Source organism: Streptomyces mashuensis (assembly GCF_014654785.1).
GTDB lineage: Bacteria > Actinomycetota > Actinomycetes > Streptomycetales > Streptomycetaceae > Streptomyces > Streptomyces mashuensis.
Genome location: NZ_BNBD01000014.1, coordinates 40411 through 54780, shown reverse-complemented (window position 1 = coordinate 54780; position 14370 = coordinate 40411). Strand labels below are relative to the sequence as shown.

At 76.8% G+C, this 14370-nt stretch carries 7 protein-coding genes; 4 read left to right on the top strand and 3 right to left on the bottom strand.

Features of this window, described 5'->3' with window-relative positions; translation table 11 throughout:
• Positions 1 to 76: 76 nt before the first annotated feature.
• Both IE305_RS26390 and IE305_RS26385 read right to left on the bottom strand, forming a co-directional pair.
• On the bottom strand, positions 77 to 3931 hold the full coding sequence (locus IE305_RS26390; RefSeq protein ID WP_190132267.1) for an nSTAND1 domain-containing NTPase: 3855 nt from the start codon (positions 3929 to 3931) through the stop codon (positions 77 to 79).
• Entirely contained in the window at positions 3928 to 4161 is a 234-nt protein-coding gene (locus IE305_RS26385; protein ID WP_190132266.1) for a metallothionein, read from the bottom strand. The genes IE305_RS26390 and IE305_RS26385 overlap by 4 nt, the downstream gene beginning before the upstream one ends.
• A 194-nt stretch (positions 4162 to 4355) precedes the next feature.
• On the opposite strand from IE305_RS26385, the gene IE305_RS26380 reads away from it, so the two are divergent.
• The 3 genes from IE305_RS26380 to IE305_RS26370 are packed head-to-tail and all read left to right on the top strand — an operon-like array spanning position 4356 to position 6933.
• Positions 4356 to 5318 carry a hypothetical protein gene (locus IE305_RS26380; protein WP_190132265.1) on the top strand — a complete coding sequence of 321 codons (963 nt, stop codon included), beginning with the start codon at positions 4356 to 4358 and terminating at the stop codon, positions 5316 to 5318.
• A gap of 6 nt (positions 5319 to 5324) precedes the next feature.
• Positions 5325 to 6005, top strand: a complete 681-nt coding sequence (locus IE305_RS26375) for a hypothetical protein (protein ID WP_190132264.1) — start codon at positions 5325 to 5327, stop codon at positions 6003 to 6005.
• Positions 5986 to 6933: an inositol monophosphatase family protein gene (locus IE305_RS26370; protein WP_190132263.1), complete on the top strand. Its 948-nt coding sequence runs from the start codon at positions 5986 to 5988 to the stop codon at positions 6931 to 6933. Before IE305_RS26375 ends, IE305_RS26370 begins: the two co-directional genes overlap by 20 nt.
• 42 nt (positions 6934 to 6975) lie before the next feature.
• On the opposite strand, the gene IE305_RS26365 is transcribed toward IE305_RS26370, so the two are convergent.
• The gene (locus tag IE305_RS26365) at positions 6976 to 8178 is read right to left on the bottom strand and encodes an ArsB/NhaD family transporter (protein WP_229891555.1); all 1203 of its coding nucleotides are present in this window, start codon (positions 8176 to 8178) and stop codon (positions 6976 to 6978) included.
• A 77-nt stretch (positions 8179 to 8255) separates the two neighbouring features.
• Between IE305_RS26365 and IE305_RS26360 the strand changes: the two genes are divergently transcribed.
• Positions 8256 to 14318 carry a TIR domain-containing protein gene (locus IE305_RS26360; protein WP_190132262.1) on the top strand — a complete coding sequence of 2021 codons (6063 nt, stop codon included), beginning with the start codon at positions 8256 to 8258 and terminating at the stop codon, positions 14316 to 14318.
• Positions 14319 to 14370 lie beyond the last annotated feature (52 nt).

Genomic DNA, 14370 nt, shown 5'->3' with positions numbered 1-14370 from the left:
GCCGCCCGCCACCGGGCCCAGGGGTTGCCCGTTGCCCCCCAGCGCCCCGCGCCGGGAAACCGCCCCTGGCCTGCGGCTATGCGCACCCCGGCGCGTACGGCACATCGGGCAGCAGCCGGTGCCAGTCCGCCGGTCCCGGGCGGCCCACCGCCCGGCAGACGCCCGCCAGGACAGGGTCCACGTCCAGCCGCCACCAGCGGACCGTGCCGTCCTCCGCCACCGACACCACCGGCCCGTCCTCGCCCAGGAACGCCGCGCCCCGCACTCGCCCCGTGTGCCCGGTGAGCGTCAGCAGCAGCCGCCCGTCACGCGGGTCCCAGATCCGTACGGTCGCGTCGCGGCCGGTCGTCACCAGGCGGCTGCCACCGGGGGAGAAGGCGACCGACGTCACGGGGCCGGTGTGCCCGGCGAGGGTGCGCAGGCTGGGGCCGCCGCGCCGGTCCCACAGCTTGACCGTGTGGTCCCGGTCGGCGGTGGCCAGCATGCCGTGCGGCCCCGCCGCCAGCCCCAGGACCGTGTCCGTGTGCTCGGTGAGCCGGCGCAGCTCACGGCCGTCGGCGAACCGCCAGATCCGGGCCGTGTCGTCCAGACTGCCGGTGGCGAGCGTGTCCGCGTCGAGGAACAGCACGCGGTAGACGGCGTCCTCGTGCCCGGTCAGCGTCCGCAGCACCGTCCGCCCGCCGTCGGCCGCGCGCCACAGCCGTACGGTGGCGTCCTCGCTCGCCGTCGCCAGCACCGGGGCGTCCGGCGCGCCGCCGGGCCGGAACGCCAGCGAGGTGACGGGCCGGTCGTGCGCCCGCCACCGCAGCCAGGGGCGCGCCGGGTCCGCCACGCGCCACACGGTGACCTCGCCGCGCTCGTCCCCGGTCGCCAGCAGCGCACCGCCGGCGCCGAACGCCACCGCCCGTACCGCCGCCCCGCCGGGCCGCAGCGTCCGGGCCGTCCGTTCGCGGGTCCGCCACAGCCGTACGGTGCCGTCCTGCCCCGCCACCGCCAGCAGCCGCCGGTCCGGCGACAGAGCCGCGTCCAGCCAGGCCGCGCCGGGCAGCGGCCCGGCCGTCTCGCGCGGCGACCACAGCCGTACGGTGCCGTCCTCGCCGGACGTCGCCAGGGTGCGGCCGTCCCGCGCGAAGGCCACGGCGTGCACCGGGCCCAGGTGGCCGGCCAGCACGGCCAGGCGGCGGCGCCCCGCCACGTCCCACACGCCCGCCGTGTCGTCCTGGCTGGCCGCCGCCAGCAGCCGGCCGTCGGGCGAGAAGTCCACCGAGAACACCGAGTCCTGCGCGCCCGTCAGCGCCCCCACGCGCTCCCCGCTGTCCGTGTTCCACAGCCCGACGGCGTCGTGCCACTCGCCGGTGGCCAGCAGGCCGCCGTCCGGCGAGAACGCCAGGGCCCGCACCTGCCCGTACTGCCCGTCGCCCAGCACCGTCTCCCGGCCGGTGCCCGTGTCGCGCAGCCACACGCGCCCCGCCCGTCCCGCGGCCGCCACCCGCCGGCCGTCCGCGCTGACGGCCACCGCCGCGAGCGCGCCCAGCCCCGGATCGGCCACCTCCGCGCGGGCCGCCGGGGCGCCCGGGCGCCACAGCCGTACGGTGCCGTCCGCACCCGCCGAGGCCACCACGTCGCCGCGCGCGGACAGGGCCACCGCCCGCACGGCCCCCCGGTGCACGCTCTCCGGTGCGGCCACGGTCCGCCGTCCCGTCGTTGCGTCCCACACCGTCACCACGCCGCTGTCGTCACCCCACGCCGCCCACGGCCCCTCACGCGCCGTGGCCAGCGCCCGCACCGGACGGCCGCCCCGCACCGGGGTCCGCGCCGCACGCCGCCGGGCGGCGTCCCACTCGCGCACCGTGCCGTCCGCCCCGGCCGACAGCAGCCGCCCCGCGGACGGCGACCACGCCACCGCGAACACCGGCCCCCGGTGCCCGGCGAGCCGTCCCGCGTACGCCTGGGCCTGCGCGCTGAGCAGCGCACCGGCCGCCGCCGGCGTGTGCGCCTGCCGCCACGCGGCCGTCGCCAGCAGCATCGACACCTCGGGCCGCGAGGCTCCCAGCGCCACCGAGCGGAACGCCAGTTCACCGGCGCGCGCCACGCCGCGCTCGGCCACCGCCCGCCGGTCCATCACCACCGCGGCCGTACCGCCCGTCACCGCCAGCACCAGCAGCACCGCCACCGTGGCCAGCAGCCACCGCAGCCGGCGCGTGCGCCGCCGCTCCGTCTCCAGCTCCGAGGCCGCCTGCGCGGTGGAGGCGTCCAGGAACGCCCGTTCCACCGCGTCCACGGACACCACCGGGTGCGCGGCCAGTTCCCGGGCCGCCGCGAGCCGGCCGCCGCGCAGCAGAGCCGCCGGGTCCCGGCCCTCCGCGTCCCACTGGCGGGCGGCGGCGGTCAGCCGCTGCCGGTCGCGCAGCACCGCCGCGTCGCCGTCCACCCACGCCCGCAGCCGGGGCCAGGCCCGCAGCACCGCCTCGTGGGCCAGCGTCACCTCGCCGGCATCGGCGGTCAGCAGCCGGGCCCGGGTGAACTCCTCCACCACCTGGCCGACCGCGGCCTCGGGGCGCCGTCCGCCCGCGCCGGTCAGCGCGGCCCGGGTGACCCGGCGGCGCGTGGCCCGCCCGTCCTCGTCCAGCCGTACGAGCTGGAGCAGCACCTGGCGCGCGTCCTCCTGACGCTCCGCCGGCAGCCGCGCGTACGCCCGCTCGGCCGTGGCCGCCACCGCACCGGCGATGCCGCCGGCCTGCCGGTAGCCCTCGACCGTCAGCCGCGGGCCCTCCCGCCGCTGCCACGTCGCCAGCAGGGCATGGGACAGCAACGGCAGCGCGCCCGGCTCGAACCCGTCGCCGGGCACGGCCCCGTCACCTGCCCCCGGGCCGGACCGCAGGTCGCGCAGCACCACCTCCACCAGGCCCGGCTCCCACTCCAGGCCCACCGCCGCGGCCGGGCCCGTCACGGCCTCCCGCACCTCCGCGTCCCGCAGCGGCTCCAGCGGCAGCTGGCCCTCGCGCAGCGCCGCCGCCAGCTCGGGGAAGGGCAGGCAGCGGTCGTAGAAGTCCGCCCGCAGCCCCAGCACGACCAGCGCGCAACAGCCGTCGCCGCCGTCCGGGCGCGCGGGGCCGGTGGCCAGCGCGTGCAGGGCCCGGACGAACACCGCCCGCTGCCGGACGTCCGGGCACACCGCGAACAGCTCCTCGAACTGGTCGACGACCAGCACGAGCCGTACGGGCTCGGCCCGTCCGCCCGGCCCCGGCAGCATCCCCAGGGCCGCCGCCACCGCGCGGGCGAACGCCGCCGGCCCTTCCTCCAGGGCGCGGGCCAGCCGCTCCGGGCCGGCCGCCGAGACCCCGGCGACCTGCGCGAGCAGCTCCCGCACCGGATGCTCGCCCGGGTGCATGACCACGACCGGCCACCGTTCCGACCCCGGTACGGGCAGCACCCCGCGCCGCAGCCGCGGCACCAGACCCGCCCGCAACAGGGACGACTTGCCGGTGCCGGAGGCGGCCACCACCACCGACGGCCCGGAGCCGTCCAGTTGGGCGGTGACCCGCTGGACGAGGGCCGCCGCGGCCCGGTCCCGGCCGAAGAAGAAACCGGCGTCCGCCTCGTCGTAGGCCGCCAGACCGCGGTACGGGCACGCCTCGGGCAGCAGGGGGCGGGGCCGCCGCTCGGCGGTCTCCGGCACCAGCCGCGCCAGCGCGCCGCCCGCGCCCAGCGCCTCGTCGCAACTCCGCGCGACCTGCGCCGTCATGGGCTTCTTGCCGGCCTCGACCCGGCTCAGGTAGCCCTTCGTGTAGTGCACCAGCCGGGCCAGCCCGGCCAGCGAGACGCCCCGCTCCTGCCGGAGCGCGCGCAGCGTCTCACCCGGCGACGGCGCGTCCGGCGCCGCCGACGGGGCCCGCGGGCCGTCGCCGGCGCTCCCCCCGGCGCGGGTCACACGTGGTCCACCAGGCCCCTCGCGCCCTTGGCCGAGGCGCAGTGCGCCCCGCAGTAGAAGTGCCCGTCGGCCTCCACGCCGTGGCCGATGATGCGGCACCCGCAGTGCTCGCAGATGGGGGCCATGCGGTGGATCGCGCACTCGAAGGAGTCGAACACGTGCCGGGCGCCCTGCGCCTCCACCACGAAGGACATGTCGTAGTCGTTGCTGCACACCTCGCACTGAGCCATGCCCGCATGGTCCGGCCCCGGCGGGCCCGGAACCACCACCGGGCCGGGCGGGTCGCCGCACCTCACCCTTCCGGCCCAGACATGTGCCGCCGGCCTCGTGCCGGTGGCGAGGAACCGACCGGGGCGCCCCCGCTTCCTGGCCCGCTGTCACACCCCGCTCCTACGATGGCCGTACAACCGGGGGAGGCTGGTCCATGGGACGCAGAACGGCGGAACTGGGGCGCGGGGTCGAGAAGGCCGTGACCTGGACCCTCAAGAACCTCGACGGGGTCGTCGCCATGGTGGCCGCGCTGGTCATCGGCACGCTCGACATCCTCGACAAGAACTTCGACGACAACATCACCTCGGGCGCGATCCTGCTCGTCCTCGCCGCCCTCGTGTTCGGCACGCTCACCGAGCGCCGCCGCCGCGTCACCGACATCCGGGACGCCATGAAGGACACCCGGGAGGCATTGCAGGACCTCACCATGGTCCGCGCGCTGTCGGGCGACGAGCTCGAGCGGGCCCTGGACCGGGCCCGGCGCACCACCGACCGCTGGGAGTTCAAGGGCGGTACGGGCACGTACCTGCGCGCCGTGACCCTGCCCGTGTGCGTGAGCGAGGCCCAGCGGCTGCGCCGCTCCCTCACCGTGCGGATCGACATCGTCAACCCGGCGGACGAGCAGGTCTGCGCGGCCTACGCCGGCTTCCGCCGGACCTTCGCCCACCAGCTGGACACCGTACGGCCCGAGGGCTGGACCGTCGACCGGACCCGCAAGGAGGCGTACGCCACCGTCCTGGCCGCCTGCTGGCACCGGCAGCGGCTCACCACCCTGGAGATACACGTCCACCTGTCCTCGGTCGTGCCCACCCTGCGGTTCGACCTGTCCGCGACCTGCCTGATCGTCACGCAGGACGACCCGCGCCGGGTCAACCTGCTGATCGAGCGGGACCGTCCGCTCTACGACTACTACGTCACCGAGCTGCACCAGGCCCGGGAACAGGCCCGCACGCTCGACCTCGGCCGCACCGAACCGCTGAGCGACGAACCGACCATCGACGAGGTGGAGCGGCTGTTCCGGGGCCTGGCCCTGCCGCTCCCGGCGTCCTTCACCGACCGGGACGTCAGCGAGATCATCGACAAGGCCCTGCACGCGGAGAACCCGTACCGGAGGTGAGTCGTCATGACCGGCTCGGTGGACCACCGCAGGATCGGAGAGGTGATGGCCGGGGGCGGTGAGGCGGCCGAGCTGTTCGGCGCCGCCGTCGCGGCGCTCGGCGAGGTCGCCTCGGGGGACGGCGCGCTGCGCGCCGTCCGGCACCCGCTGGGCTTCCTCTGCTTACCCGTGCGGCGCGAGGGCGTCCACGGCGTGTGCGTGCACGTCTTCGACGACGGTGCGCACCGCGCGGCGACGGGCCTGACCACCTCGCCCGTCCACGCGCACAGCTGGGATCTCGCCAGCTGCGTGCTGTACGGCGAGGTGGGCAATCTGCGGGTGCGGGTGCGCGACCGGCCCGACGACCCCTCGCACCGCGTCTTCGAAGTGCACAGCGGCCCCGGCTCCGTGGACGAGATCCGGCCGACCGCCCGGCTGGTGCGGTGGGAACCCGCAGAACGCGAGACCAGCGGCCCGGGCCGGATCTACACGCTGCCCGCCGGCGAGTTCCACGCCACCGTCGTCCCGCCCGGCGTGCACGCGGCCACCCTGCTGTACGGCCGGTTGCTTCCGGGGCGCTTCGACATGACCCTCGGGCCGGTGCATGGCGCTCTCCACCGGGTGGTACGACAGACTTGCGACGCCGCGCAGACCGTCCGTGCGGCGCGCGACGTCCTCAGGAGGCTCGATGGACGCCCTACCCGGTGAGCGCACGCCCGGCGGCACGGCCGACGCGGCGCCCGGCAGCGACAGGACGGACGGCCGCGCGGCGCCGGCCCCCGGCGGCGGGCGCTTCGCGGAGGAACGCGCCGTGGCCGTGCGCGCCGCGCAGGAGGCGGGCGCGCTGCTGCGAGCCGGCTTCACCGGCGACGTGGGCGTCCGGGCCAAGGGCGACCGCGGCGACGTCGTCACCGACCTCGACCTGATGGCCGAGCAGCTGGTGGTCGCCCGCATCCGGGAGCACTTCCCGCACGACCGCATCGTCTCGGAGGAGGCGGGCACTCTGCCGCCCTCCGGGGCCGCCGATGCCGCCGACCCGGGCCGCACGTGGCTGGTCGACCCGCTCGACGGCAGCAACAACGTCGCGATCGGCCTGCCCGCGTACGGGGTGGGCATCGCCCTCTGCGTGGACAGCGCCCCGGTCGTCGGCGTGGTCCACGACCCGGTCACCGACCGCACCTGGACCGCCTGCGCCGGCGCCGGCGCGTACGGGCCGGCGGGCCGCCTCGCCGGCCCCTCCCGGCCGCTGCCCGCCGCCGGCCCGCTGCTCGCCTGGACCCAGGGCCACGCCGTGCGCCGCACCGACCCGGTGGCGCGCGCCCTGCGGGGCGCCCTGGAGGAACGCTGCCGGCGGCTGTTGCAGCTGTGGGCGCCGCTGCTGGCGTGGGCCATGCTGGCCCGCGGCGACATCGACGGCTTCGTCGGCTACCGCGCAGAGGGCATCGACCTGCCCGCCGGCCTGCTGCTGGCCGCCGAGGCGGGGGTGGAGGTACGGGCGCTGGACGGCGGCCCCTTCCACGGCGGTGCGGCCGGGCCGGACACCGACCGCAGCTTCGTCGCCGGACGCGCCGAGGACCTGCCGTTCCTCCTCGACCTGGTCGGCTCCGCCTGCCCGGTCACGGCCCTCACCGGCTGAGCAGGCCCGGGACGGCCCGGCGGCCCGGGCCGTCCGTCCCCCTCACGCCGTCAGGGCCAGCGCCGCCACCGACGCCGCCAGGGCCCCCACCGCCAGGACCGTGCCCGTGGCGGTGAACCGCCCCAGGGACACCCGTACGCCCTGGGCATGGCAGCGCTCGAACCACAGCAGCGTCGCCAGGGACGCCCAAGGGGTGATCAAGGGGGCCACGTTGGTGCCGACGAGCAGAGCCAGCAGCTGCTCGTGGTTGCCCTGTGGCACGGCCGCCTCACCGGCCAGGTACACCGGGAGGTTGTTGAGGACGTTCGACAGCCCGCCGCCGACACCGGCCGCCCGCGCCATACCCAGCAGGTCGTTGTCCGTGCCCATCGCCGACGCCAGCAGCCGGTGCAGCCCGTGCACGTCCACCGTCTGCACCACCAGGAACATCCCCGGCACCAGCACCAGCAGCCGCCAGGGAATCAGCGACGGACGCAGCACCTCCGGCTGCCGCACGGCGAACGCGACGACCACCACGGCCGCCGCGGCAGCGGACGCCGCCCACAGCGGGATCACGTCCAGCAGGAGCGCCAGCAGGAACGCGGCACAGGCCAGGGCGCAGACCCGGAACAGCACCGGATCGGCCGGACGGTACGGTTCCGGCGGGGTGTAGCGCTCCGCACCCCGCCGCCCCCGCCGCCAGAAGAACAGCCACAGACACGCCATCGTCACCACCAGCGCGGCCAGCTGGGGCGCCCACATCCGGGCCGCCATCTCCGCCGGGGACAGCGCCACCCGGTCGGCGGCCAGCAGGTTCGTCAGGTTCGACACCGGCAGCAGCAGGCTCGCCGTGTTGGCCAGCCACACCGTCGTCATCGCCAGGGGCACCGCCGCGATGCCCACCCGCGAGGCCAGCGCCAGCATCACCGGCGTCAGCAGCACCGCCGTCGTGTCCAGGTTGAGCGTCATCGTGATGAGCGAGGCGACTCCCACGCACCACAGGAACAACGCGGGATAGCTGCCCCGGCCCGCCCGTGCCACCGCGGAGGCCACCACGTCGAACACCCCGGCCTCGGTGGTGAGCTCCGCCAGCACGATCACCGTGCCCAGGAACGCCAGCAACGGCCCGGCCCGGGTCATCGCCTCGCCGGCCGAAGCCGCCGGCAGCAGGCCCGTGGCCAGGCACAACAGACCGCAGAGCAGCACGGCGCCGGCGATCCGGTCCAGGACGTGCAGACGGGAGAGAAAGCGGGACAGCACACGCACCACCCGAGCATGGCACAGAATCGCACGAAGGAAGATTCGTACGAACACCGTGACCTGGAGTGACGCCGCTTCCTAGGATGGGGCCCATGGTGGCACGCCCGGGCACGACCCATGTGGGGCCGCACCAGCGGCCGTTGGACTTCTTCATCAGCTACTCCCCGGCCGACGAGCGCTGGGCCGCGTGGATAGCCTGGACGCTGGAGGAAGCCGGCTACCGCACCGTCCTGCAGGCCTGGGACTTCGTCCCCGGCACCAATTTCGTCGACTTCATGGACCGCGGCGTCAGCGAGTCCGCCGCCGTCATCGCCGTCCTCTCCCGCAACTACGAACGCTCCCGCTACGGACGCATGGAGTGGCAGGCCGCCCTCCGCGCCGACCCCGACGCCCCCGAGCGCAAGCTCATCACCGTCCGCGTCGAGGACATCCCCGTCGAGGGCCTCCTCGCCACCATCACCTACGTCGACCTCGTCGGCGTGCCCGACGCCGGAGCCGCCCGCGCCCTTCTCCTCACCCGGGTCGGCCACGCCCTGGAGGGCCGGGCCCGCCCCGACCAGCACCCCGGCTTCCCCGGCCGCCCCGCCGGCGGACCCACCGCCCCCGGCGCCGGCGCCGCCCCGGCCACCACCCCCGCCGCCGTGCCGCCGCCCCCCGCCCGGCAGCCCGGCAGCCCCGGCTGGACCGGACGCCGCCGCCCCGCCGCCGCCCCCGCCTACCCGCAGGGCGGCACGGGCGACCGGGCCCAGGACGCCGTCACCGTCCTGCACCTCGCCGGGCCCGGCTTCGGCCGCGGCGCCGACCCCGCCGAGCTCCAGGCCACTCTCTGGGGCGACCTCGTCGAACTCACCGACGCCGGCGCCCCCGCCCCCGACCTCCTCGTCGTCACCGGCGACCTCACCGCCTCCGGCAGCCCCCGCGAATGCGACCAGGCCCTCGCCTTCCTCACCGGCCTCCGCGCCCGCCTCGACCTGCCCGCCGACCGGCTCGTCCTCGTCCCCGGCGGCCAGGACGTCAGCCAGGCCGCCTGCCGCGCCTACTTCAGCACCTGCGAAGCCGACGAGATGCAGCCCCGGCCGCCCTACTGGCCCAAATGGCGGCACTACGCCCGGCTCTTCCACGAGCTCTACCAGGGCCTCGACGCCGTCTTCGACGGCGACCAGCCCTGGACCCTCTTTCCCGTCCCCGCCCTGCGCACCGTCGTCGCCGGACTCAACTCGTCCATGGCCTACAGCCACCGCACCGACGACCACTACGGCTGGCTCGGCGCCGAACAGGCCGCCTGGTTCGCCCAGGCCCTGCGCCCCTACGAACAGCAGGGCTGGCTCCGCCTGGGCGCCGTCCGCCATCCCCCCGAGCACCTGCGCCCCCTCACCCTCCAGCCCCTCGACGGCCGCCCCGACGGCTCCGGCACCGCCCCCGCCCGCCTCCCCGGCACCGCCCCCGCCCGCCTCCCCGGCACCGCCGCCGGCGGCGCCGGCCGGCACACCACCGGCACCCCGCCGCTCCGCGACACCGACGCCCTCCTCCGCCTCACCGCACCCCGCCTGCACCTCCTGCTGCACGGCCCCACCGACGCCCGCGGCACCACCGCCGCCCCCGCCGTCACCCCCACCGCCGGAGCCCTCGCCCTGCCCGCCCGCGACCTGCCCGTCTTCGGCGCCGCCGCGCCCGGCCGGCACCAGCTCCTCCAGATCACCCGCGACGGCCTCACCCACTGGCCCGAGAAGGCGCACGGCACCCCACGCCGCCACACCGCCGCCTGGCCCGCCACCCACCACGCCTTCGGCCCCCCGCAGCCCGCCCCCGAACCCCCCGGCCCCGCCCCCGCCGACCCCGCCCCACAGGACGGCCCGCCCACCGCCGGACCCGAGGCCCGCACCACCGAAAGCCCCCGCGACGCCCTCCTGGACCGCGTCGCCGAGGTCTGCCGCATCCGCCACGACGGCGTCCAGCTGCGCCGCCTGCCCGGCGACCCGCCCGGCCTGCTCGTCACCTGGCGCGAAGCCGGCTTCGTCCGCCAGCAGCGCGTCGGCGTGTGCGCGGGCACCCCCACCGAGGAGGACATCGACCGCTTCACCGACCAGGTCCACGCCTCCGGACCCGAACCCGACGCCGAACTCGTCCACGACGGTCCGCCGCCCGCCCGCGCCCTGCGCGACCGCGCCCGTCGCCGCGGCGTCCTCGTCCGCAGCTTCACCGCCTTCCAGGGCCTGCTCGACCTGCGCGGCTACGTCACCGCCCAGACCGAGCGCCTGACCACCGACCCCCAGTACCAGCCCGCCCTCTACCTCCCGCAGCGCTACCGCGAACTGGAGCGCGCCGGCACCCCCGAGCGCGACGGCCTCGTCGACGACCTGCTGCGCCTCCTGGAGGCCGACCACGGCCGGTTCGTGCTGCTCCTCGGCGACTTCGGCCACGGCAAGACCTTCGCCCTGCGCGAGCTCGCCCGCCGCCTGCCCGAGGAACTGCCCCACCTCACGCCCGTACTCATCCAGCTCAGCGCCCTGGACAAGGCCCACACCCTCGACGGCCTGGTGGCCGCCCACCTCGCCGGCCACGGCGTCGACACCATCGACCTGCGCGCCTTCCGCTACATGCTCCGCCAGGGCCGCATCGTGCTGCTCTTCGACGGCTTCGACGAACTCGTCAACCAGGTCAGCTACGACCGCGCCGCCGACCACCTCCAGGTGCTCCTCGACGCCGCCGTCGACAACGCCAAGATCGTCGTCAGCAGCCGCACCCAGCACTTCCGCTCCCAGGCCCAGATCCTCACCGCCCTCGGCGAACGCGTCGGCCTGCTCCCGCAGCGCCGCGTCCTCGCCGTCCAGGAGTTCTCCGCCCAGCAGATCCGCTCCTACCTCGTCAACCGCTACGGCGACGAACACGCCGCCGACCGCCGGCTGCGGCTCCTGGAGAGCATCCCCGACCTGCTCGCCCTGTGCCGCAACCCCCGCCTGCTCAGCTTCGTCGCCGACCTCGAGCACGAGCGGCTGCGCGCCGTCGCCGGCGCCGGCCGCGCCCTGAGCCCCGCCGGGCTGTACGAAGAGGTCTTCACCTCCTGGCTCCGGTACGAGGAGCAGCGCGGCCAGGGCGGCCCCGGAGCCGTGCCCGGCCTCGCCCTCGCCCAGCTCTGGCAGGCCGTCACCACCCTCGCCCTGCGGCTGTGGGAGAGCGGCGAGAGCGCACTGCGCCTCGACGAGCTCAACGACGTCGCCGAAACCCTCACCGAGCTCACCGAGAGCCGCCTGTCCGCACCGCACGCCGCGCACGCCGTCGGCTCCGGCAGCCTCCTCGTCCGCACCGACGACGGCCTCTTCCGCTTCATCCACGGCTCCGTCGTCGAGTGGCTCGTGGCCCGCGAGGCCGCCGCCCGGCTCGGCGCCGGCCGGGGCGAGGACTCCCTCCTCACCCGCCGGCCGCTCAGCCAGCTCGCGGTGGAGTTCCTCTGCGACCTGGCCGACCACCGCACCTGCCAGGAGTGGGCCGACCAGGTGCTGGCCGAGGACACCGGCCCCGCCCGCCGCCACGCCACCGCCCCCGGCGGCCACGACGGCGCCGCCCGCACCGACACCGCCCGCGCCAACGCCGTCAAGGTCCTCAGCCGGCTGCGCGTCCCCGCCCATACCGACCTGCGCGGCGCCCTGCTCGCCGGCGAGGACCTCTCCTACCGCGACTTCTCCGGCGTCGACCTCACCGGCGCCGACCTCACCGACGCCTCACTGGTGGGCGCCGACTTCTCCCGCGCCGTCCTGCGCGACGCCCGGCTCTGCGGCGCCCGGCTCGACGGCGCCGACCTCAGCGGAGCCGACCTGCGCGGCGCCGACCTGCGCCGGGCCCGCCTCATCCGCACCGACCTCAGCGGCATCCGCGTCTCCGGCGGCAGCTGGCAGCGCGCCGCCCTCGTCAACGCCGTCACCGACCCGGCCACGCTGGACACACCCGAGCTGAGCCTGGCCGCCGTCGCACCCGGCCTCGCCACCGAGACCGGCTTCCGGCCCGCCGCCGTCGGCGTCCCGTACGGCTACGGCACCCGCACCGGCCGCCTGCCGGAGCCGGTGTCCTTCAGCCCCGGCGGCGAACTCCTCGCCCTCGGCGGCGAGGACGGCGGCGTCCTCGTGTGCGACGCCGCCACCGGCACCGCCCTGCGCACCCTGCACGGCCACGAGGAGCGGGTCTACGCGGTGAAGTTCCGCGGCCACGTCCTCGCCACCGGCAGCGCCGACGGCACCGTACGCCTGTGGGACCCGGTCTCCGGCAGCTGCCGGCACCGCCTCGACGTCCACCCCGACGGCGTCTGGCCCGTCTCCCTCGACCGCACCGGCAACCGCCTGGCCACCGGCGACGCCGAGGGCACCGTCACCCTGTGGGACACCACCGACGGCTCCGTCTCCCACCGGCTCACCGGCCACCACGCCCCCGTCTACACCGCCCTGTTCAACCCCGACGGCACACTGCTGGCCACCGGTGACGCCGCCGCGGCCGTCCGGCTGTGGGACACCCGCACCGGCCGGCTCCTCGCCGAACTGGAAGGCCACCGGGGCGCCGTCTACCGGGCCGCGTTCAGCCCGGACGGCACGCTGCTGGCCACCGGCGACCGCGGCGAGGACCACCACGGCACCGTCCGCATCTGGGACGTCGCCGGACAGCGGCTGCGGCACACCCTCACCGGCCACGCCGGCCGCGTCTACACCCTCGACTTCCACCCCGGCGGCACGCTCCTGGCCAGCGGCGACACCGAGGGCCACGTCCTGCTGTGGAACCCCCGCGACGGCACCCGCGCCGCCGCCCCCGCACCGCTCGGCGGAGCCGTCTACCAAGTGGTGTTCGACCCCGAGGGCACGATGCTGGCGGCGGCCGGCAGCGACGGCTCCGTCCGGCTGTGGCGCACCACCCCCGCCGGCACCGGCTGGACCGCGACCGCGCTGCGCCAGCAGCCGGCCGACCACCAGGGCTCCGTCTGGGCCTGCCGGTTCCGCCCCCGGGGCACGGCCGGCCCCGCCGAACCGGGGCCGCTGCTGGTCTCCGCCGGCAACGACGGGGCCGTCCGGCTGTGGGACACCTCCACCGGCCACGGCCGGACCATCCTGCGCGGCCACGGCCGCAAGGTCGTCAGCCTCGCCTTCGACCACACCGGCACCCAGCTGGCCGCCTGCGGCAACGACGGCGTCGTCCGCCTCTGGGAGCCCGCCACCGGCCGCCGGGTGCGCGAACTCACCGGCCTCAACGACCGCCTGGTCTCCGCCGTGTTCACCCCCGGCGCCCCCGTCCTCGCCACCGCCAGCAGCGACGGCGACGTCTACCTGTGGAACGCCCTCACCGGCGATTACCAGCGGGAGATCGACGCCGAGACCGACCACGTGTGGGCCGAGGCGTTCAGCGCCGACGGCCGCATCCTGGCCACCGCCAACGACGACGACACCGTCCGCCTGTGGTACCGCAGCACCGGCGCCCACGTCGCCACGCTGGCCCAGCACCGCGGCCGGGTGCGGTCCATCTCCTTCACCGCGGACGGCTCGGGCCTCGCCACCGGCTGCGACGACTCGTACGTCCGGATCTGGGACCTCGGCGGCTTCCGGCCGGCCGCCGAACTGTCCGGCCACACCGACCGCGTCTACGCCGTGGTGCACGGCCCCGACGACGCGTGGCTCGCCAGCGCCTCCTGGGACGGGCAGGCCGTCGTGTGGCGCGACGGCCGCCCGTACCGGCGGCTGCGCGGCCACACCGGCCGGCTCTGGACCGCCGCCGCCCACCCGCACCGCCCCCTGCTCGCCACCGCCGGCGACGACCGCACGGTCCGGCTGTGGGACCCGCTCACCGGCCGCGAGACGGCCTGCCTCACCGGCCACCGCGGCCGCGTCCTGGCCCTGGCCTTCAGCCCGGACGGCACCCTCCTGGCCAGCGGCGCCGAGGACGGCACCGTCCGCCTGTGGACCGTCCCGCCGCAGGGCCCGCCCACCGCCCGCGCCACCCTGATCGGCGTCCCCGGCGGCTGGGCCGCCCTCGCGCCCTCCGGCGGCTACAAGTACGACGGTGACATGGCCGGCGAGTTCTGGCACGTCATCGGCATGTGCCGGTTCGAGCCGGGCGAGCTCGACGACCACCTCCCGGGCGTCCGCCGCCTCCCCCTGGAGGCCGACCTGTGACGCACGGGCGGCGCCCCCCTCGCCGCCTGAGCGGCCGTGTCCGCACCCCACG